Here is an 18,384-nt window from a genome sequence, read left to right on the forward strand (position 1 = left end):
GCGCGGGCCGGCGCTCCGACGCCGGTCCCTGACGGTGGCCGTCAGGCGCCTTCCCGTCGCAGCGAAGCGCGTGTCATTCGCCGACTTCGCTGCGGACCAGCTTGAGAAAGGCCAGGGCGGCGCTCGAGAGCGGGCGCCCCGGGCTCCCCAGGATCGTGACCGAGAACATCACGGTCGGACGCAGCCCGCGGACGACGACCTGCCCCTTGAGGGCTTTCACCGTCACGGCCTCCGCGATGGCGAAGCCCAGGCCCGCCGCCACCATGGCGCAGGCGGCCGCCGCATTCTGCGTCTCCGCGACGAGGCGCGGCGTGACCCCGTTGACGGTGAAGAGTTCATCGACCTGATCGCGCAGGCGGTACTGCCGACCGAGCGAGATGTAGGGCTCGTCGTGCAGGTCCGAGAGCGGCACGACCTTGTGGCGGGCCAAGCGATGTCGGGGCGGCAGGACCACCAGCCCGGGCAGCTCGATCGGGGGCGCCGCCACCAGGGCGCTGCGGCCGACCGGCAGGGCGAAGCCGAGATCGGCATTGCCGGCCTGCACCAGATCGTGGACCTCCCGCGAACTCGCCACCACGTGCGAGATCCGCACCGGCTGCACCTCCGTGGCGAACTTGGCCAGCAGCCGCGGGATCAGCGACAGGCCCATCAGCGGCATGGCGGCGACGCGCAACTCGCCGCTGCCGACGCCGCGCATGTCGTCGATGACGCGGTCGAGCCGGTCCGCGGCCGCGAACAGGGTCGCGACGGCGCCCTCCAGCTTCACGGCCTCCGGCGTCGGCTGCAGATGGCGCCGCGAGCGGTCGAACAAAGGCAGCCCGGTCTCGTCCTCCAGGCTGCGCAGCAGCTTCGTGACCGCGGGCTGCGTGAGCAGCATCCGCTGCGCCGCCCGGCTGACCGAGCCGCTCTGCATCACGGCCCGGAACGCTTCCAGCTGCCGAAGCCGGCTCGGCGTCATCCGGACCCCCCTGTTTCGCTACCGAAAGGAATGGAACCGCAAAAATTATGAATTTGCGTCTCCCGTCAAGACTGCGCACGCTACACAGCATTCGCGAGCCAATAGGCGCGGGAGATGCTTATTGGACAAGCGTCTTGCCTGTTCAGCGCGCAAGAACGGCTTTCCGATTGCTCACGGAGGCAAGCGATGATGCGGTCGTTACTGGGGCTCCTCACGGCGGCCGCCGCCGCACTCTGTGCCGCGCAGGCCTCGGCCGAGCAGCGCCTCACCGTGGCGGGCTACGGCGGCAGCTACGAGCAGATCATGCGCACCAGCGTCATTCCGGCCTTCGAGCGCGAGAATGATGTCCGGATCGACTATCTGACCGGCAATTCCTCCGACAACCTCGCCCGGATGCAGGCCCAGCGCGGCCACCAGACGGTCGGCGTGGCGGTGCTCGACGACGGCCCGATGGTACAGGCCGTGTCGCTCGGCCTGTGCCGGACGCTCCCCGACGCGGTGCGCGATGCGGTCTACCCGATCGCGGTCCTGGGCGATGACCACGCCGTCGGCACCGGCTTCGGCTTCACGGGGATCGCCTACAACACGAAGCTCTTCAAGGAGCGCGGTTTCCCGGCGCCGACCTCGTGGATGGATCTCGCCAAACCGGAATACCGGCAGCGGATCGCGATTCCCGGCATCGACAACACCTACGGGGTCCACACCCTGGCGATGATGGCCCGCATCCACGGCGGCAGCGACGCCGACATCGCCCCGGGGCTGAAGGTCATGCGCCAGCAGATCAACCCGAACGTGCTGGCCTACGAGAGCAGCCCCGGCAAGATGAGCGAGATGTTCCAGTCGGGCGAGATCTGGCTCGCCGTCTGGGGCTCGTCCCGGGTTGCCGCCATGCAGCAGGCGGGCTTTCCGCTGGCCATCGCCCGGCCCAAGGAGGGCGCCGTCGTCCTGATGACGGCGGGCTGCGCCATCACCGACAGCCCGGAGCCGGCGCTCGCCGACAAGTTCCTCGCCTATCTCGTCTCGCCGAAGGTCCAGGAGATCTTCGCCACGCAGTACGGGGCGGGCCCGACCAACCGCGCCACCAAGCTGCCGCCGGAGGTCGCGGGCCGCGTGATCTACGGCGAGGATCAGGTGCGCTCGCTGATCGGCCTCGACTGGGACGTGGTCAACCGCAACCGCGCCGACTGGACCCGGCAATGGCAGCGGCAGGTCGAGCGCTGATGTCCGCGCCCGCCTTCCTCACCCTCGACGGCCTCGGCAAGGATTACGGCACCGTCACCGCGGTGCGCGACGTCAGCCTCGCGGTGGCGCCCGGCGAGTTCCTCGGCCTGCTCGGCCCCTCGGGCTGCGGCAAGACCACGACGCTGCAGATGATCGCCGGCTTCGAGACGCCGAGCCGCGGCCGCATCCTGATGGAGGGGCGCGAGCTGACCGGCACGCCACCGGCCCAGCGCGGGATCGGGCTGGTGTTCCAGTCCTACGCCCTGTTCCCGCACATGACGGCCGCCGAGAACGTGGCCTTCGGGCTGGAGATGCGCCGGGTGCCCAAGGCCGAGCGGGGCAGGCGCGTCGCCGAGGCGCTGGCGCAGGTCCGCCTCGGGCACCTCGCCGACCGCTACCCGCGCAACATGTCGGGCGGCCAGCAGCAGCGCGTCGCCCTGGCGCGGGCTCTGGTGGTCGAGCCGCGCCTGCTGCTCCTCGACGAGCCGCTCTCGAACCTCGACGCCAAGCTGCGCGAGGAGATGCAGGTCGAGCTGCGCGACCTGCAGCGCCGGATCGGCGTCACCACGGTGCTGGTCACCCACGACCAGGCCGAGGCCATGGCCCTGTGCGACCGGGTGGCGATCATGCAGGGCGGCCGGGTCGTCCAGATCGACGCGCCCTGGCAGGCCTACGACATCCCGGCCGACGCGTTCGTGGCCGACTTCCTCGGCCGCAGCAACCGGCTGCCGGCGCGCGCCGCCTCCGGCGAGGCCGAGGCCGCGGGCCACCGCTTCTCCCTGCCGCCGGAACTCGCGGACCGGCAGGGCGACATCCTGCTCACGATCCGGCCGGAGCGGCTGCGCATCCGCTGCGAGCGGGCGCCGGAGGGGCCGCCGGGCCTTGAGGGGCGCGTGCAGGCGCGGCTCTTCCTCGGTGGGTTCTGGCTCTACACGGTGGAGACGGCGCTCGGCGCCTTCGCCGTCATGGCGCAGAACACCGGCGCGACGCCGCTGGACGAAGGCGCCGCGGTGACGCTCGACTGGGACGCCCACAGTCTGCGGCGGCTGGAGCCGGCATGATGACCCGCTCCGACCGCCTCACCCCGGCGCTGCTGACGGCGCCCTCCGCCCTCGTCTATGCCGGGGCGCTCCTCGTCCCGCTCGCCGGCGTGCTGGCCTTGAGCCTGCACGGCTTCGACTTCGAGAAGGGCGTGCTCCCCGGCTGGGGGCTCGCCAACTACCAGGATCTGTTCACCGACCCGCTGTTCGGCGAGGCCCTGGCGCGCACCTTCCGCATCGCCGGGCTGACCACCCTGATCTGCCTGCTGGTCGGCGTGCCCGAGGCCTGGATCATCCACCGCATGGATCCGCGCTGGCGCGGGCCGATGCTCCTCGTCGTGGTCGGGCCGCTGCTGGTCTCGGTGGTGGTGCGCAATTTCGGCTGGATGGTGCTGCTCGGCACGAACGGCCTCGTCAATCAGGCGCTGACCGCCCTCCATGTGCCCGGCGCCCCGTTCCGGCTGATGTTCACCGAACTCGCCGTGGTGATCGGCCTCGTCCACGTGATGGTGCCGCTCGTGGTGCTGTCCGTCTGGGCGAGCCTCGGCCGGCTCGATCCGGTGCTGGAGCGGGCCGCGACCAGCCTCGGGGCCGGGCGGTTCACGGTGTTCACCCGCGTCGTGCTGCCCAACGTGATGCCCGGCGTCATGGCGGGCGCGCTGATGGTGTTCTGCCTCTCGGCCTCGGCCTTCGCGACGCCCGCCATGCTGGGCGGCAAGCGCCTGAAGGTCGTCTCCAGCATGACCTACAACGAGTTCCTCAACACCCTGAACTGGCCGCTCGGCGCCGCGCTCGCCACCGTGCTGATGGCGGCGATCCTGCTCGCCACGCTCCTCTGGACGCGGCTCGTGGAGCGGCGGGCGCTGCGGCGCCTGGGCGAGGTCGCGCAGGGAGGCCCGGCATGAGTGCCAACAGCTCGAGCCGCAACGGTCCGCTGGCGCTGGCCTTCCACGCCCTGTTCCTCGCCTTCATCCTGGCGCCCCTCGTCGTGGTGATCGCCGTCTCATTCACCGGCCAGGGCTACCTCGCCCTGCCGTTCGACGGCCTGTCGCTGCGCTGGTGGCGGGCGATCGGCGACAACCCGCGCTTCCTGGAGAGCTTCCAGTACAGCGTCGAACTCGGCGTGACCGCCGCGACGATCTCAGGCCTGATCGCCGTCCCGGCCGCCCTGGCGATCGCCCGCTGGCGCTTCCCGGGCCGGGGCACCCTCGTGGCGATCCTCGCCTCGCCGCTGATGATCCCGCACGTGGTGCTGGGCGTGGCGCTGCTGCGCTTCTTCTCCGGCTTCGGCCTGTCGGGCAGCTTCGCGGGCCTCGTGGCGGCCCATGTCATCGTGATCACGCCCTACATGCTGCGCCTCGTCGGCGCCGGCCTGTCGGGGCTCGATCCGCGCATCGAGCGCGCCGCCGAGAGCCTCGGCGCCGACCGGTTCACGGTGTTCCGCCGCGTGACCCTGCCGCTGATCGCACCGGGGCTGGCGGGCGGCTGGATCCTGGCCTTCGTGACGAGCTTCGACGAGCTGACGGTCAGCCTGTTCCTGGCCTCGCCGGCGGCCAATCCGCTGCCGGTGCAGCTCTTCAACTACATCGACCAGATGACCGACCCGCTGGTCGCGTCGGTCTCGGCGGCGCTGATCCTCGTCACCGCCGTCGTCCTCCTGGGCCTCGATCGCTTCTACCCGATCGACCGCCTGCTCACCGGGGAGCGCCGCGCATGACAGCGAGCGGACACGCGATGCACGACGCGATCGTAATCGGCGGCGGCCTCGTCGGCGCGGCGATCGCCTACGGCCTCCAGCGGCAGGGCCTGTCGACCGTGATGCTCGACGAGGGCGACGTCGCCCACCGGGCGAGCCGCGGCAATTTCGGGCTGGTCTGGGTCCAGTCGAAGGGGCTCGGCGCGCCGCATTACCAGCACTGGACCCACGCCTCGGCCCGGGCTTGGCCGCAGCTCGCCGCCGACCTGCTCGCCGGGACCGGCATCGATGTCGGGCTGCACCAGCCGGGCGGCCTGCATTTCTGCTTCTCGGACGACGAGATGGCCCAGCGCGACGCGCTGATGGGCCAGCTGCGCCGGGAGGCGGGCAATGCCGGCTACGAATACCGCATGATCCCGGCCGCGGAGCTGCGCGACATGGTGCCGGGCCTCGGCCCGCAGGTCGTGGGCGCCTCGTGGACGCCCTATGACGGCCATGCGAGCCCGCTCCACCTCCTGCGCGCGCTCCACGCGGCGTTCCAGGATGGGGGCGGCCTCTACCGGCCGAACGCCCGGGTCACGGCCATCAAGGCGGCCCCGCGCGATTTCGCCGTCGCGATCGGGTCCGAGACTGTCCGGGCGCCGCGGCTCGTCCTGGCCTCCGGCCTCGGCAACGCCGATCTCGCGCCGCTCGTCGGCCTGTCGGCGCCGCTGCGGCCCGAGCGCGGCCAGATCCTCGTCACGGAGCGCACCCGGCAGGTGCTCGCCTTGCCGACCCATGTCGTCCGCCAGACCGAGGAGGGTTCGCTGCTCCTCGGTGACAGCAAGGAGGATATGGGCTTCGACACCCTGACCCAGACGCCCGCGATCATGCGCGCCATCGCCCGCAAGGCGGTCCAGACCTTCCCGTGGATCGCCGAGCTCAACATCGTCCGGGCCTGGGCGGCGCTCCGCGTCATGTCGCCGGACGGCAAGCCGATCTACGATCAATCCGAGCGCTATCCGGGCGCCACCATCGCCAATTGCCATTCGGGGGTGACGCTCGCCGGCGCGCATGCCGGCCTGCTCGCCCCGATGATCGCCACCGGCGCGCTGGCGCCGGACCTGTCCCCCTTCAGCGCGAGACGGTTCGATGTTCAGAAGGCGGCCTGAGGCCCGTCCGGCCCAAGGGGGCCGGCTGGTGGAGGTCTTCGTCGCGGGCAAACCCGTCCAAGTGCCGGAGGGCGCCTCGGCGGCCGCGGCCGTGCTGCTGTCCGGCGCACCCGCGATCCGCACGACCCCGGTCGGCGGCGCGCCCCGGCTGCCCTACTGCATGATCGGGATCTGCTTCGATTGCCTCGCCGAGATCGACGGCGTGGCCAACCGCCAGTCCTGCCTCGTGCCGGTCGCCCCGGGCATGCGGATCGAGCCGCAGGTCGGCGCCCGTGCGGCGCGGATCGAGGACGCCGCATGATCACCGATCTCGCCATCGTGGGCGCCGGCCCGGCCGGCATGGCGGCCGCCATCGAGGCCGCTGCCCTCGGCCTCTCCGTCACCGTGCTGGACGAGCAACCGGCCCCCGGCGGCCAGGTCTTCAGGGCGGTCGAGGCCGCCGCCAGTGACCCGGCGCTCGCGGGCGAGTTCCTGGATGCCGGCGGTGCCCTGGCGAAGGCCTTCCGCGCCGCGAAGGGGATCGCCTACCGGCCGCGGACCACCCTCTGGCATCTCGACCCCGATGCGGGTCTGCTGTCGGTCACGTCGAGCGGCGCCACAGCGGAGATCGAGGCGCGGCGCGTCGTGCTGGCGACCGGCGCCCAGGAGCGGCCGGTGCCGATCCCCGGCTGGACGCTTCCCGGTGTGATGAGTGCGGGCGCCGCCCAGATCCTGCTCAAGACGGCCGGCGCCGTGCCGGAGGGGGCCGTCGTGATCGCCGGGCAGGGGCCGCTCTGCTGGCTGCTCGCCGTGCAGCTCCTGCGCGCCGGCGTCGAGCGGCTGACGCTGCTTGAAACCGGTTCCGGCGGCGCCCTCCGGGACGCGCTGCGGGCGGGCGGCCTCTGGACCGGGCGCAAGCTGCTCGCGAAGGGCGTCGCCCTGATGCGCGAGACGAGGGCGCGGGGTCTCAAAGTGGTGCGCAACGTCCGCGACCTGCGGGCGGAGGGCGACGGCCGGGTCTCGACCGTGCGCTGGCGCCAGGGGACACGTGACCACGCGCTGGCCTGCGACACGCTCCTGCTGCACGAGGGGGTGATCCCCTCGACCCACATCACCCGGGCGCTCGGGCTCGATCACGACTGGGACGAAAGGCAGCTCTGCTGGCGGCCGCGCCTCGATGAATGGGGCGCCACGAGCCATCCGAACGTGGCGGTCGCGGGCGATGGCGGCGGCATCGGCGGCTGGGAGGCCGCCGCGGCGGGCGGGCGGCTGGCCGCGATCGATGCGGCCCACCGCCTCGGCCGGCTCGACGCCGCCGCCCGCGATGGCCGCGCCGCGGGGGTCCGTAAGGCGCAGCGCGCGGCCCTGGCGCTCCGGCCGTTCCTCGACCGGCTCTACCGCCCCGGCCCGGGTATCCTCACCCCCGCCGACGACACGATCGTCTGCCGCTGCGAGGAGATCACCGCCGGCCAGATCCGCGGGGCCGCCCGCCGGGGCGCTGCCGGACCCAATCAGGTCAAGGCCTTCCTGCGGGCCGGTATGGGGCCCTGCCAGGGGCGCATGTGCGGGACCGTCGTCGCCGGGCTGATCGCCGAGACCCGCGGGGCCACGATGGAACAGGTCGGCGCCCTGCGGCCGCGGGCGCCGTTCAAGCCGATGACGGTGGGCGAACTCGCGAACGCGCGGCCCGAGGCGATGCCGGAGCTGACCGCGTGAGCACCACCGCGACACCCCGGATCGTGATCGTCGGCGGCGGCCCGGCCGGCCGTGCTGCCCTTACAGCGCTGCCCGGCGCCGTTCTGATCGCCCGGCCCGACGCCACGGCCTGGCACGCCGAGCCCGGCCGCCTCTGGGTCGAGGGCGGGGGACGGGTCTGGGCCGAGCCGTTCGACGCCCTGCTGGTCTGCGCCGACGAGCCGCTGCTGCTGGCCGCCCTCGGCTGCGCCGTCCGCGACGGGCGTGTCGTGGCCGATGCCGAGGGCCGCACCGGCGTGCCGGGCGTCTCGGCCGCCGGCTGCGTCGCGGGCGCGACGACACCCGAGACCGCGGAACGGCAGGCAATCGCCGCGGCGCGGGCGCTTGCCGCCGGCTCGACGGGTCCGGAACCGCTTGTGACCCCGCCCGCCGAGAGCGCGGCCCCGCTGCGGCTCGATCCGGTCGCCCTCGCGGCTTTGCTGGAGCAGCCCGCGGGATCGGAGCGCGATCGGACCGCGCTCGCGCAGCACGCGATCCTGGGGGCGGTGGTGCCGGCGCGGCCCGTCAGCCTCGCGGCGCTCGCCGACCTCGTCGCCACGATGCCGGAGGCGGTTCCTCCGCAGGCGGATGCGGGCGTGCTGGCATGACCGATCCGGATATCCTCATCGTCGGCGGCGGCCTGCACGGGCTCTGCGCCGCCCTGCATCTGGCCCGGGCCGGCCGACGCGTGCGCGTGCTGGAGGCCCGGCAGGTCGGCGCGCAGGCCTCGGGCTACTCCGCGGGCGGCGTACGCACGCTGGGTCGCCACCCCGCCGAGGTGCCGCTCGCCCTGGAGGCGATCGAGCGCTGGCATGGAATCGCGGATCTCGTCGGCGACGAGTGCGGCTTCCGCGCCGTCGGTCAGGTCCGCGTGGCCGAGACCGAGGCCGAACTCGCCAGCCTCGCCGCGCGCGTCGAGCGCCTGCGCGCCGCCGGCTGGACGCACGAAGAGTTGGTGGATGCCGAGATGGTGCGCCGGCTGCTCCCGGCGGTCGCCCCGCACGTGCTCGGCGGCATCGTCGCCCGCCGCGACGGCTTCGCGTCGCCCTTGCGCACGACCCGCGCCTTCGGCCGCGCCGCCGAAGCCGCCGGTGCGGAGATCATCGAGGGCGCCCGCGTCGCGGCGGTCGAGCGCCGGGCCGGGCTCTGGCGCCTGCGGACCCAGGGCGGCGAGACGCATGCCGCGCCCCTCCTGCTCAACGCCGCGGGGGCCTGGGGCGGCCGCATCGCCCGCGCGGCCGGGGAGACGATCCCGCTCGGCTTCAACGCCTTCCAGATGCTGCTCACCGAGGCGCTGCCGCCGCTCCTGACGCCGGTGGTGGGGGCGGCCGGGCGGCCGCTCTCGTTCAAGCAATCCGAGGGCGGCCACGTGATGATCGGCGGCGGCCACAAGGGGCAGGCGGACCTCGACACCGGGACGGTGCGTCTCGACGTGCCGCGCCTCGCCTACTCGGCCCGCACGGCGCTCGACCTGTTCCCGGCCCTGCGCGGGGCGCGGATCGTCCACGCCTGGGCCGGCATCGAGGGCGTCATGCCGGACGCGTTGCCGGTGATCGGCCGGTCCGCCGTGGCCGACGGGCTGGTTCACGCCTTCGGCTTCTCCGGGCACGGATTCGCGCTCGCGCCCGTGATCGGCGCGCGCGTCGCCGGCCTGCTGCTCGACGGACCGGAGGCGCCCGCCCTCGCGGCATTCGCGCCGGACCGCTTCACCCTCGGCGGCCCCGCCCCCGAGACCCACCCGGCCCTGCTTCAGCCGGCCGGCTGATCCTTCCCACACAAGGACCTGATGCGATGATCGAACGCCATATCCGCACGCCTATCATGCACCGCGTGGTGGAGCATGGCGGCGTCCTCTATTTCGGCGGCATCGTGGCCGAGGACCGCTCCGCGCCGATGCGCGGCCAGACCGAGCAGATCCTGGCGCGGATCGACGCGCTGCTCGCCGAGATGGGCAGCGACCGGAGCAAGATCCTCACCGCGACGCTCTACATCACCGATATGGCGCTCAAGGACGAGATGAACGCCGCCTGGACGGCGTGGTTCGCCCCCGAGATCCTGCCGAGCCGCTCCACCATCGGGGTCGCCGAACTCGGACCCCAGGTCCTGATCGAGGCTGTGATCACCGCGGCGAAGTGACCGGTGCCTGAGCGGAGGGGCGGGCCGCGGCCTCGGCCCCTCCCATCCGCGGCCCGGCCGCCGGTTCCTTGCCGGGCTTATTACTTGCCGGTCCTGGCGCCCGTGGTCGTGCCGGTCGCCTGCGGAGACGCGGTGTTCGCCGCCGCGGGCTTGCCCGTCTGCGGGAGAGCGACCGCGTCGATCACATCGAAGCGCATCCCGTCCTGGGCGGTCTTCAGAACCGCGTTCGCTTCGTAATACTTGCCCTGTCCGATCAGCGTCGCCGCCTGATCGACGTCGGCGATGGTCTTGTCGAGCGGCAGCACCGCCATCGTGAAGTTCACGTCCACATGGGCGAGCTTCAGCTTCTCGATCGCGCCCTTCTGATCGCCGTGGGCGAGGTTCTTGTTCGCCTCGGTCACGGCCGAGGCCTTCTCGGGCGTCGCCACGAAGTCGTCGCCGAGCGTCAGCTGCGCGTCGACCGGCACCCAGGCGACCTGATCCTTGGACGGCTTCGCGTCGGTGGTCGCGGGCTGCGCGGCCTTGGCCTTGGCCTGCTGACCGGCGAGATCGGCGGGCGTCTTGAGCTCGGCTTCGGCCTTGGTGAAGACGGCGTCGTCGGTCTTGGCCTTCGCGAAGGCCGCCTGCGTCTTGCCGATCAGGTCCTTGGCCTGGCCGGGATTGGCCTCGAAGATGGCCAGCCGCGTGAGCTGGAGGTCGCGGAAGGCCTGCGCGCCGTCCTTCGAGAGCTTGCCCACATCCTTGTCGATGGCTCTCGTCTGCGTGGCGGGCTGCTGGGTGGCCTGTTCGGCGGCATAGGCCGTCCCGCCGAGGATGGTGGTGAGCACGAGCGCCGCGGCCATGGATTTGCGATAAGCCATCTTCCTACCTCCATCTGAACGCCGGAACAAAGACCTTTGACTGTATCGGCCCCGTTCTTTGCGTGTTCAGATAATATTTGCTGGCCTTATTGGTCGCATGTCTACGGGATTAAAATTCGGCCATGTCGGCGACGGCAGCCCGCAGGACCGGAGCCGGTCTCAGCCGGCGGTCGCAGGGGGAAAGGTCAGGTCGAAGCGGCAACCGCCCATCGAGGCTGGCTGGACGCTCACGGTCGCGTCGTGGAGCTTGGCGATCGCGGCCACCAAACTCAGTCCGAGGCCGTTGCCCTGGGTCTGGCGCGCCACCTCCGACCGGTAGAAGCGCTGGAAGATCTTGCCGCGCTCCGTCGCGGGCAGGCCCGGTCCGGTATCTTCCACGGCGAGGCTGATCGCGGTGCCCGGCCGCGAGAGGCGCACGCAGACCGCGCCCCGCTCCGGCGTGAACTTCAGCGCGTTGTCGAGGAGGTTCGACAGGGCCTCGAAGCAGAGGTCGCGATCACCGTGGATGACATGGCTTCCCGGTCCGGACGCGAGGGTGAGCCGCACGCCCTTCTCCTCGGCCACTGGCTCGAAGAGGTCCAGAGCCGCGGCGGCCAGCTCGCCGAGATCGACCGGCGCGAAGGCGGTCCGGCGTCCCTCTTCCATCGCGCCGATCCGCAGCACGGCCGTGACCATGGCGAGCGTCTGGTCGATCCAGGCGAGGCCCTGGTCGATCGTCTCGTGGAACTCTTCCACCGTCCGGGCCTGAGCCCGGCTCCGCTCCAGCCGGGCGCGCAGCCGGGTGAGCGGCGTGCGCAGGTCGTGGGCGACCGCGTCGCCGACGCTGCGGACCTCGCCCATCAGGTGCTCGATCTCGTCGAGCATCCGGTTCACGTTGGCGGCCAGCCGGTCGAATTCGTCGCCGCGCTTTCCGACCGGCAACCGTTTGCGCAGGTCGCCGCGCATCACCTCGGCGAGCGCCGCCTCGGTGGCGGCCAGCCGCCTCCGGCCCCGCCGGGCGAGCAGGAGACCGCCGAGCCCCGATAGGGCCAAAGTCGGCACGAGGCCGAGGCCGAGCGCCCGCAGGGTCGTCCCCCGCACGCGGTCGATCTCGTCGGAATCGTGGGCGATCACCACGGTGCTGCCATCGGGCAGCGGCAGGGCGGCCGCCCAGATCTCGTCGTCGAGCCGGCGCCCTGCGACCTGCACGGTGGCGCTCACGCGGTCGGCGTCCCCGTCGCGGGCGAGGCGATCGGGGATCGCGTCGAGGTTGCCGGCCCGGCGCACCCCGTCGGGACCGAACAGGCCGCCGTAGTGATTGGCGTGCAGGTCCATGGCGGTCCAGGTGTCGACCCGCAAAGCCGCCGAGGCGGGATCGGCGGCGACGGCGCGGACTTCGAGCCGCAGCGTCTCGGCCAGTTCCTCGCGCAGGTAGGCGGCCGTCTGCCAGTAGATGAAGGCGAACATCGTCAGCGCGAGCAGCACCGACCACAGGGCGATCCCGAGCGCCCAGCGCAGGGTCGTGGAGCGCAGGCGTTCAGTCATCGGGGGTGAAGGTGAAGCCGAGGCCGCGCACGTTCTGGATCAGGGGCGGCTCGCCGCAGGCCTCGAGCTTGCGGCGCAGGCGCCCGAGATGGACGTCGATCAGGTTCGATTTCGGGGTGAACCGGTAGTTCCAGACCTCCTCGAACAGCATCGCCCGGGTGACGATCTGGCCGGGCGCGCGCATCAGATAGGCCAGCAGCTTGAGTTCGCGCGGCAGCAATTCGAGGTCGCGCGCCCCGCGCCGGCCGGTCCCGGCTATCAGGTCGATCTCCAGGCTGCCGACCCGCAGCAGGGTCTCGCGGCTGTCCACCGGGCGCCGGAGCAGCGCCTCGATCCGCGCGGCGAGTTCCCCGAGCGCGAAGGGTTTTGCGAGGTAGTCGTCCCCGCCCGCCCGCAGGCCGCGGATGCGTTCATCCACGTCGCCGAGCGCGCTCAGCACCAGGGCGGGGGTCCGGTCCCCGTCCCGGCGGAGATCCTGCAGGACGCCGAGACCGTCCTGGCCGGGCAGCATCCGATCGAGGATGATCGCCCCCCAGGCGCCGTCCCGGGCCGCCCGGGCGCCCTCGGGCCCGGTGGCCGCCCAGGTCACCGCATGGCCGCGTCCGCGCAGATCGTCGAGCACGACGCCTGCCGTCTCCGCGTCATCCTCGATCAGCAGCACCCTCGCCACGCCCGCGCCTCCGACCCGTTTCCCCTGTGCCGCATTTCCGCCGGCCGGTCCCCATGCCGACCCGACTGTGAACCCGAATTTAGTGGCGCGGCATCGGCTTCACCCAACTTATTAGAATGACTCTAGCGCGTACCGGCGCCGGTTTCACGGCCCGATTTGTCTCACCGGATCGCCTCGATGCAGACCCCACCCCGCAGAACGCGTGTGCCCCACAGGGCTCGGTTGGCGGATTCGCACATCTCGGTTCCAGTGGACGGGCGAACGGCGCCGCCTTTCTCCCTCCCCCCTCGGCGGGGGAGGGCGGCGCTCGCGTCAGCGAGGGTCGGGAGAGGGGAACCCGGGTTCAGGATGTGTTCCGACCGGCCTGACGGATACAGCCCGATTCTGCACCGTCGCTCCCCTCTCCCGACCCGCTTCGCGGGCCACCGTCCCCCGCAGAGGGGGGAGGAAGGAGCGCGCGGATCCTGCCGCCGGCTGCCATCGCCGAGACCTGATCTGCATCGCCCGGAGCGCCGTGCCCGTGCCTAGGAAGAAGCGTCCCCGGCGCCTGATCAACCGGTACGCCCAGACCCGTCTCTACGACGTGGAGACGCGCAGCTACGTCACCGTGGATCGGCTGAAGGAATTTCGCAGCGCGGGCTACGAGGTGGTGGTCCGCGAGGTCGAGACCGGGCGCTTCGTGAGCGACGAGGTGCTGCGCCCGGGTTTCGACGCATGAGCCCGACCCTCTCCGGCGATCGGTGCGCGCGCCGATGACACTGAACGCGGAGGCGCACGCCCGCGCCATGGAAGCCGAGGCCGTCGAGCCGGAGGACTTGGACGAGGCGGTGGCCTCGCCGCCCGCCCCGGCCGCACCGCGCCGCGGCGGCGTCCGCGCGCTCCTCCTGCTGGCGCTGGCCGGCCTCGCTGTGGCGGGCTGGATCGAGCGCGCGCCCCTCCTCTCCGCGCTCGGCCTCACGACACCCGCGCCGAGCACGCCGGCGGCGGAGACCGACAAGGCCGACGCGGCGCCGGCGGATCCCGACCGCGTCACCCTCGACGCGGCCGGCCAGAAGCGGCTCGGCCTCGCCTTCGGCACGGCCGAGACCCGCCGGATCGTGCTGCCGGTGCGCGCCCCCGGCACGGTGGCCTTCGACGAGCGGCGGGTGACGCATCTCAAGCCGCGGACCCAGGGGCGGGTGCTGAGCCTCGCGGTCCAGCCCGGCGACCGGGTCACGGCGGGCGAGACCCTGGCGACCCTCGACGCCGCCGGCCTCCTCGACGCGCGCAACGGCTACCTCGCCGCGCAGGCCTCGCTCGGCGAGGCGCAGGCCTCCGAGGCGGTGGCGGCGCTGCAGCTCAAGCGCGGCCAGGAGCAGCTCAAGTTCGGCGGCGTCGCCCAGGCCGAGGTCGAGCGGCGGCAGGTCGATCTCGCCAAGGCCCAGGCGGCGGTGAAGTCGGCCCAGGCCAATGCCGAGATGTACCGGGCGCAGTATCAGCGCCTCGCCCCGACCGAGGGGGGCGCCCCCGGAACCAGCGCGGTCGTGACCCCGATCCAGGGCGTGGTGACCAGCGTCGGCGTGACCCTCGGCGAGGTCGTCGACACCACCCGCGACGCCTTCACGGTCGCCGACCCGACCCGCATCCTCGTGCTGGCCAACCTCTACGGACCCGATATCGGCCGGGTGAAGGCCGGCGACACCGCCTCCGTGGAGAGCCCGATCCCCGGTCAGGCCCCCTTCGAGGGGCGTGTCCGCTCGGTGAACGCCGCCCTGGATCCGGCCACCAACACGGCGCCCGCGCGCGTCGAACTGGACAATCCCGGCGACCTGCTGCGCGCCAACATGTTCGTGTCGGTGACGATCGCGGCGGATCTCGGCCGCGACGGCGTCACGGTCCCGGCCGCCGCGATCCAGCAGACCGAGCAGGGGCCGATCGCCTTCGTTCGCACGGCCCCCGACCGCTTCGAGCGGCGCGCCCTCCAGCTCGGGATTCAGCGCTCCGACTGGGTCGAGGTGCAGAGCGGCGTCGCGGCCGGCGACACGGTGGCGACGCAGGGCAGCTTCGGGCTGAAGGCGATCCTGCTGCGCAGCCTGCTCGGCTCGACGGATTGAGGCCCCCGATGCGGTCGTGGTTCGCCCTGCTGGTCTGCCGCCGGTTCCTGGTGCTGATGATCGCGCTCGCCGCGGCGGCGGGGGGCGTCGCCAATCTCGAAGGCCTGTCGATCGACGCGGTGCCGGACATCTCGCCCAAGCAGGTGATGATCCTGACCCTGTCGCCCGGGCTCGGGCCGCTGGAGGTCGAGCGCCTCGTCACCTTCCCGGTGGAGAACGCCATGGCGGGCGCGCCGGGCCTGACCGGGATCCGCTCGACGTCCCGGGCCGGCGTCTCGGCGGTCTACGTCACCTTCGCGGACGGCGTGCCGATCACGGAGGCGCGCAATCAGGTGTTCCAGCGCCTGCCGGCGGCCAGGAGCATGATGCCGGCGGGCGTCGGCGATCCGCAGATGGGCCCGATGGCGACGGGGCTCGGCGAGATCTACCAGTTCGAGCTGCGCGGGCCGGCCTACACGCCGATGCAGCTCCGTCGCACCCTGCAATGGACCATCGCGCCGAAGCTGAAGCTCACCCCCGGCGTCGCCGACGTGAACATCTATGGCGGCCAGATGCCGACCTACGAGGTCCGGGTCTCGGCCGACGCGCTGCGCCGCTACGGCGTCACGCTGGCCCAGGTCTTCACGGCGCTCGCCGACAACAACGCCGCCCGCGGGGGCGCCTATATCGAGCACAACGACCAGCAGGAGACGATCCGCGGCCTCGGCCTCGCCAAGGGGCCGGAGGACATCGCCAACATCGTGGTCGCCACGGGGCCCGGCGGCGTGCCGGTGACCATGGCGACGCTGGGGAATGTGGTCGAGGCTCCCAAGGTCCGGCTCGGGGCCGTGACCCACGACGCCGAGGGCGAGACGGTCGTCGGCATCGCGCTGATGCAGTATGGCGACAATGCCAGCGCGGTGGTCGGGCAGGTCAAGAAAACGATCGACGACCTGCGCCCGCAACTGCCGCCGGGCATGGAGATCGTGCCCTATTACGACCGCTCTGCGCTCGTGGACCGCACGATCCACACGGTGGAGCACAACCTCCTCGAAGGCGCGGTCCTCGTCATCGTCGTCCTGCTGCTGCTGCTCGGCAACCTCCGGGCCGGATTGATCGTGGCGGCCGCGATCCCGCTCGCGATGCTGATGGCGTTTGCCGGCATGCGGCTGTTCGGCCTCTCGGGCAACCTGATGAGCCTCGGCGCCATCGATTTCGGCCTGATCGTCGACGGGGCCGTGGTGATGGTCGAGAACGTGCTGCGCGCCCGCGGCGAGCACCCGGACCGTCCGCCCGGGGACCTGATCCGGGACGCCGCCGCCGAGGTGGCCAAGCCCGTGATGTTCGCGGTGGCGATCATCATCCTGGTCTACGTGCCGATCCTGGCGCTGGAGGGCGTGGCCGGCAAGATGTTCGTGCCGATGGCGCTGACCGTCATCCTGGCGCTCTCCGGCTCCCTCGTCGTCACCATGACGCTGATGCCGGCGCTCGCCGCGATCTTCCTCTCGGGCCGCGGCGTCGGCGAGCGCGAGACGCGCCTCGTCCATTGGATGCGGGCCGCCTACACGCCCCTGCTGAAGGCGGCCGAGCGGCACGCCCTCACGACCGTGCTGGCGACGCTCGCCCTGTTCGCCGGCTCCTGCGTGCTGGCCACGCGCCTCGGCGGCGAGTTCCTGCCGAAACTGTCGGAGGGCTCGATCGTCATCACCTCCGAGAAGCTGCCGGGCATCGATCTCTCCGCCTCGCTGGCGACGGTGACCCGCATCGAGCGGGTGCTGAAGTCGTTTCCGGAGGTGAAGCGCGTCGTCTCGCTCACCGGCAGCGCCGAGATCCCCACCGACCCGATGGGCGTCGAATCGACCGACAGCTTCATCACCCTCACCGACCCCGCCACCTGGACGACCGCCGAGACGCAGGAGGGCCTCGTGGCGGCCTTCGACAAGCGGCTCAAGGAGGAGGTACCGGGCGTGGCCTATACCTTCTCCCAGCCGATCCAGATGCGCATGGACGACCTGCTGGAGGGCGTGCGCGGCGACGTCGCGATCAGCCTCTACGGCGACGACCTGAAGGTTCTGAAGGACAAAGCCGACGCCATCGTGCGGGCGGTCTCCGGGGTCGACGGGGCGGCGGACGTGAAGGCCGAGGCGCAGGCCGGCATGCCGGCGCTCTCGATCCAGGTCGATCGCGCCAGGGCGGCCCGCTACGGCATCAACGTCTCGGACGTGCTCGACATGGTCGAGAGCATCGGCGGCCGCACCAGCGGCGTCGTCTACGGCGACGACAATTCGATCACCGAGATCGTGGTGCGGCTGGACCCCGCCGACCGCAGCGACATCGAGCGGATCCGCGCCCTGCCGGTCGGCCGGTCCGCCGGCGGCGATCCGGGTCGCGAGGCGGGCAGCCGCATGATGGTCCCACTGTCGATGGTCGCCAGCGTCGACGTGGCCTCCGGTCCGGCGCAGATCAGCCGCGAGCGCCTGCAGCGACGGATCTCCGTGCAGGCGAATGTCCGCGGCCGCGACGTCCAGAGCTTCGTGGATGCCGCCAAGGCCGCCGTCGAGCAGCAGGTGACGCTGCCGCCGCGCTACGCGCTGGTCTGGAGCGGGCAGTTCCAGAACCTGCAGGAGGCGACCGCCCGGCTGACCGTCGTGGTGCCCGCCGCACTCGCGGCGATCCTGGTCCTGCTGGTGGTGATGTTCGGCGACATCCGCCTCGCCGGGCTGATCTTCCTCAACGTACCGGTGGCTGCCACCGGCGGCATCCTGGCGCTGACCCTGCGCGACATGCCGTTCTCGATCTCGGCGGCGATCGGGTTCATCGCGACCTTCGGCATCGCGATCCTGAACGGCGTCGTGCTGACGAGCTACATCCGCGACCTGGAGGCGTCCGGCCTCGACCCCCAAGAGGCGGCCACGCGGGCCGCCGAGATGCGGCTGCGCCCGGTGATGATGACGGCCCTGGTGGCGGCTCTGGGCTTCCTGCCGATGGCGCTGTCCACGAGCGCCGGCGCCGAGGTGCAGCGTCCGCTCGCCACCGTGGTGATCGGCGGGCTGATCTCCGCGACCCTGCTCACCCTCGTGGTTCTGCCGGCGGTCTATCCGTGGGTGGCGGGCCTGCGCCTGGGTCGGGCGAGGGCGGACCGCACGGCGGAAGCGGGCGGGTCTTCGCCAAGCGTGACGGAACCGGCTCCGCCGCGTGCGGGGCGCCGAACAGTCCCGTGAGATACCGGTCATAGACCGGCTGCGTCCGGCGCAGCGCCTCGCGGGTGAAGGGCTCGCGCGCAAGCCGGCCCTCGCCCGATGCGTGGGCGTGGTATATCCGCCTCCCCTGCGACGGCGCCCCG

17 protein-coding genes are annotated in these 18,384 nt (G+C 72.3%); 13 read left to right on the forward strand and 4 right to left on the reverse strand.

Features of this window, described 5'->3' with window-relative positions; genetic code table 11:
* Nucleotides 1-73: 73 nt before the first annotated feature.
* Nucleotides 74-958, reverse strand: a complete 885-nt coding sequence (locus tag FVE89_RS00620) for a LysR family transcriptional regulator (protein ID WP_160532327.1) — start codon at nucleotides 956-958, stop codon at nucleotides 74-76.
* Nucleotides 959-1,144: 186 nt separating this feature from the next.
* Between FVE89_RS00620 and FVE89_RS00625 the strand changes: the two genes are divergently transcribed.
* The 10 genes from FVE89_RS00625 to FVE89_RS00670 are packed head-to-tail and all read left to right on the forward strand — an operon-like array spanning nucleotide 1,145 to nucleotide 9,915.
* Nucleotides 1,145-2,179, forward strand: coding sequence for an ABC transporter substrate-binding protein (locus FVE89_RS00625; protein ID WP_160532328.1), 1,035 nt, complete (start codon nucleotides 1,145-1,147; stop codon nucleotides 2,177-2,179).
* Entirely contained in the window at nucleotides 2,179-3,240 is a 1,062-nt protein-coding gene (locus FVE89_RS00630; protein WP_160532329.1) for an ABC transporter ATP-binding protein, read from the forward strand. The genes FVE89_RS00625 and FVE89_RS00630 overlap by 1 nt, the downstream gene beginning before the upstream one ends.
* On the forward strand, nucleotides 3,237-4,124 hold the full coding sequence (locus tag FVE89_RS00635) for an ABC transporter permease (RefSeq protein ID WP_160532330.1): 888 nt from the start codon (nucleotides 3,237-3,239) through the stop codon (nucleotides 4,122-4,124). Before FVE89_RS00630 ends, FVE89_RS00635 begins: the two co-directional genes overlap by 4 nt.
* Nucleotides 4,121-4,936, forward strand: a complete 816-nt coding sequence (locus FVE89_RS00640) for an ABC transporter permease (protein WP_160532331.1) — start codon at nucleotides 4,121-4,123, stop codon at nucleotides 4,934-4,936. Before FVE89_RS00635 ends, FVE89_RS00640 begins: the two co-directional genes overlap by 4 nt.
* Nucleotides 4,933-6,066 carry an FAD-dependent oxidoreductase gene (locus FVE89_RS00645; protein ID WP_160532332.1) on the forward strand — a complete coding sequence of 378 codons (1,134 nt, stop codon included), beginning with the start codon at nucleotides 4,933-4,935 and terminating at the stop codon, nucleotides 6,064-6,066. The genes FVE89_RS00640 and FVE89_RS00645 overlap by 4 nt, the downstream gene beginning before the upstream one ends.
* Nucleotides 6,047-6,367 carry a (2Fe-2S)-binding protein gene (locus FVE89_RS00650; RefSeq protein ID WP_160532333.1) on the forward strand — a complete coding sequence of 107 codons (321 nt, stop codon included), beginning with the start codon at nucleotides 6,047-6,049 and terminating at the stop codon, nucleotides 6,365-6,367. Before FVE89_RS00645 ends, FVE89_RS00650 begins: the two co-directional genes overlap by 20 nt.
* Complete coding sequence (locus FVE89_RS00655; protein ID WP_160532334.1) at nucleotides 6,364-7,761, forward strand: NAD(P)/FAD-dependent oxidoreductase; 1,398 nt, start codon at nucleotides 6,364-6,366, stop codon at nucleotides 7,759-7,761. Before FVE89_RS00650 ends, FVE89_RS00655 begins: the two co-directional genes overlap by 4 nt.
* Nucleotides 7,758-8,387 carry a hypothetical protein gene (locus tag FVE89_RS00660; RefSeq protein WP_160532335.1) on the forward strand — a complete coding sequence of 210 codons (630 nt, stop codon included), beginning with the start codon at nucleotides 7,758-7,760 and terminating at the stop codon, nucleotides 8,385-8,387. The genes FVE89_RS00655 and FVE89_RS00660 overlap by 4 nt, the downstream gene beginning before the upstream one ends.
* On the forward strand, nucleotides 8,384-9,544 hold the full coding sequence (locus FVE89_RS00665; RefSeq protein ID WP_160532336.1) for an FAD-binding oxidoreductase: 1,161 nt from the start codon (nucleotides 8,384-8,386) through the stop codon (nucleotides 9,542-9,544). Before FVE89_RS00660 ends, FVE89_RS00665 begins: the two co-directional genes overlap by 4 nt.
* 26 nt (nucleotides 9,545-9,570) lie before the next feature.
* Entirely contained in the window at nucleotides 9,571-9,915 is a 345-nt protein-coding gene (locus FVE89_RS00670) for a RidA family protein (RefSeq protein ID WP_160532337.1), read from the forward strand.
* An 80-nt stretch (nucleotides 9,916-9,995) separates the two neighbouring features.
* Here FVE89_RS00670 and FVE89_RS00675 read toward each other — a convergent pair whose 3' ends face one another.
* The 3 genes from FVE89_RS00675 to FVE89_RS00685 form a co-directional block, all read right to left on the reverse strand.
* Entirely contained in the window at nucleotides 9,996-10,775 is a 780-nt protein-coding gene (locus tag FVE89_RS00675; protein WP_160532338.1) for a YfdX family protein, read from the reverse strand.
* A 159-nt stretch (nucleotides 10,776-10,934) separates the two neighbouring features.
* Nucleotides 10,935-12,299 carry an ATP-binding protein gene (locus FVE89_RS00680; RefSeq protein WP_160532339.1) on the reverse strand — a complete coding sequence of 455 codons (1,365 nt, stop codon included), beginning with the start codon at nucleotides 12,297-12,299 and terminating at the stop codon, nucleotides 10,935-10,937.
* Nucleotides 12,292-12,969, reverse strand: a complete 678-nt coding sequence (locus tag FVE89_RS00685; protein ID WP_160532340.1) for a response regulator transcription factor — start codon at nucleotides 12,967-12,969, stop codon at nucleotides 12,292-12,294. The genes FVE89_RS00680 and FVE89_RS00685 overlap by 8 nt, the downstream gene beginning before the upstream one ends.
* A 520-nt stretch (nucleotides 12,970-13,489) precedes the next feature.
* Between FVE89_RS00685 and FVE89_RS00690 the strand changes: the two genes are divergently transcribed.
* Genes FVE89_RS00690 through FVE89_RS00700 form a run of 3 tightly spaced genes read left to right on the forward strand, consistent with a single transcriptional unit; the run spans nucleotide 13,490 to nucleotide 18,262 of the window.
* Nucleotides 13,490-13,687 (forward strand): polyhydroxyalkanoate synthesis regulator DNA-binding domain-containing protein, encoded by a 198-nt coding sequence (locus tag FVE89_RS00690; RefSeq protein ID WP_160532341.1) that lies wholly within the window; start codon nucleotides 13,490-13,492, stop codon nucleotides 13,685-13,687.
* 34 nt (nucleotides 13,688-13,721) lie between these two features.
* Nucleotides 13,722-15,062 carry an efflux RND transporter periplasmic adaptor subunit gene (locus FVE89_RS00695; RefSeq protein ID WP_160532342.1) on the forward strand — a complete coding sequence of 447 codons (1,341 nt, stop codon included), beginning with the start codon at nucleotides 13,722-13,724 and terminating at the stop codon, nucleotides 15,060-15,062.
* An 8-nt stretch (nucleotides 15,063-15,070) separates the two neighbouring features.
* On the forward strand, nucleotides 15,071-18,262 hold the full coding sequence (locus FVE89_RS00700; protein WP_246730432.1) for a CusA/CzcA family heavy metal efflux RND transporter: 3,192 nt from the start codon (nucleotides 15,071-15,073) through the stop codon (nucleotides 18,260-18,262).
* Nucleotides 18,263-18,384: the final 122 nt, after the last annotated feature.

This window comes from Methylobacterium sp. 2A, assembly GCF_009806555.1.
In the GTDB taxonomy this organism is placed as follows: Bacteria; Pseudomonadota; Alphaproteobacteria; order Rhizobiales; family Beijerinckiaceae; genus Methylobacterium.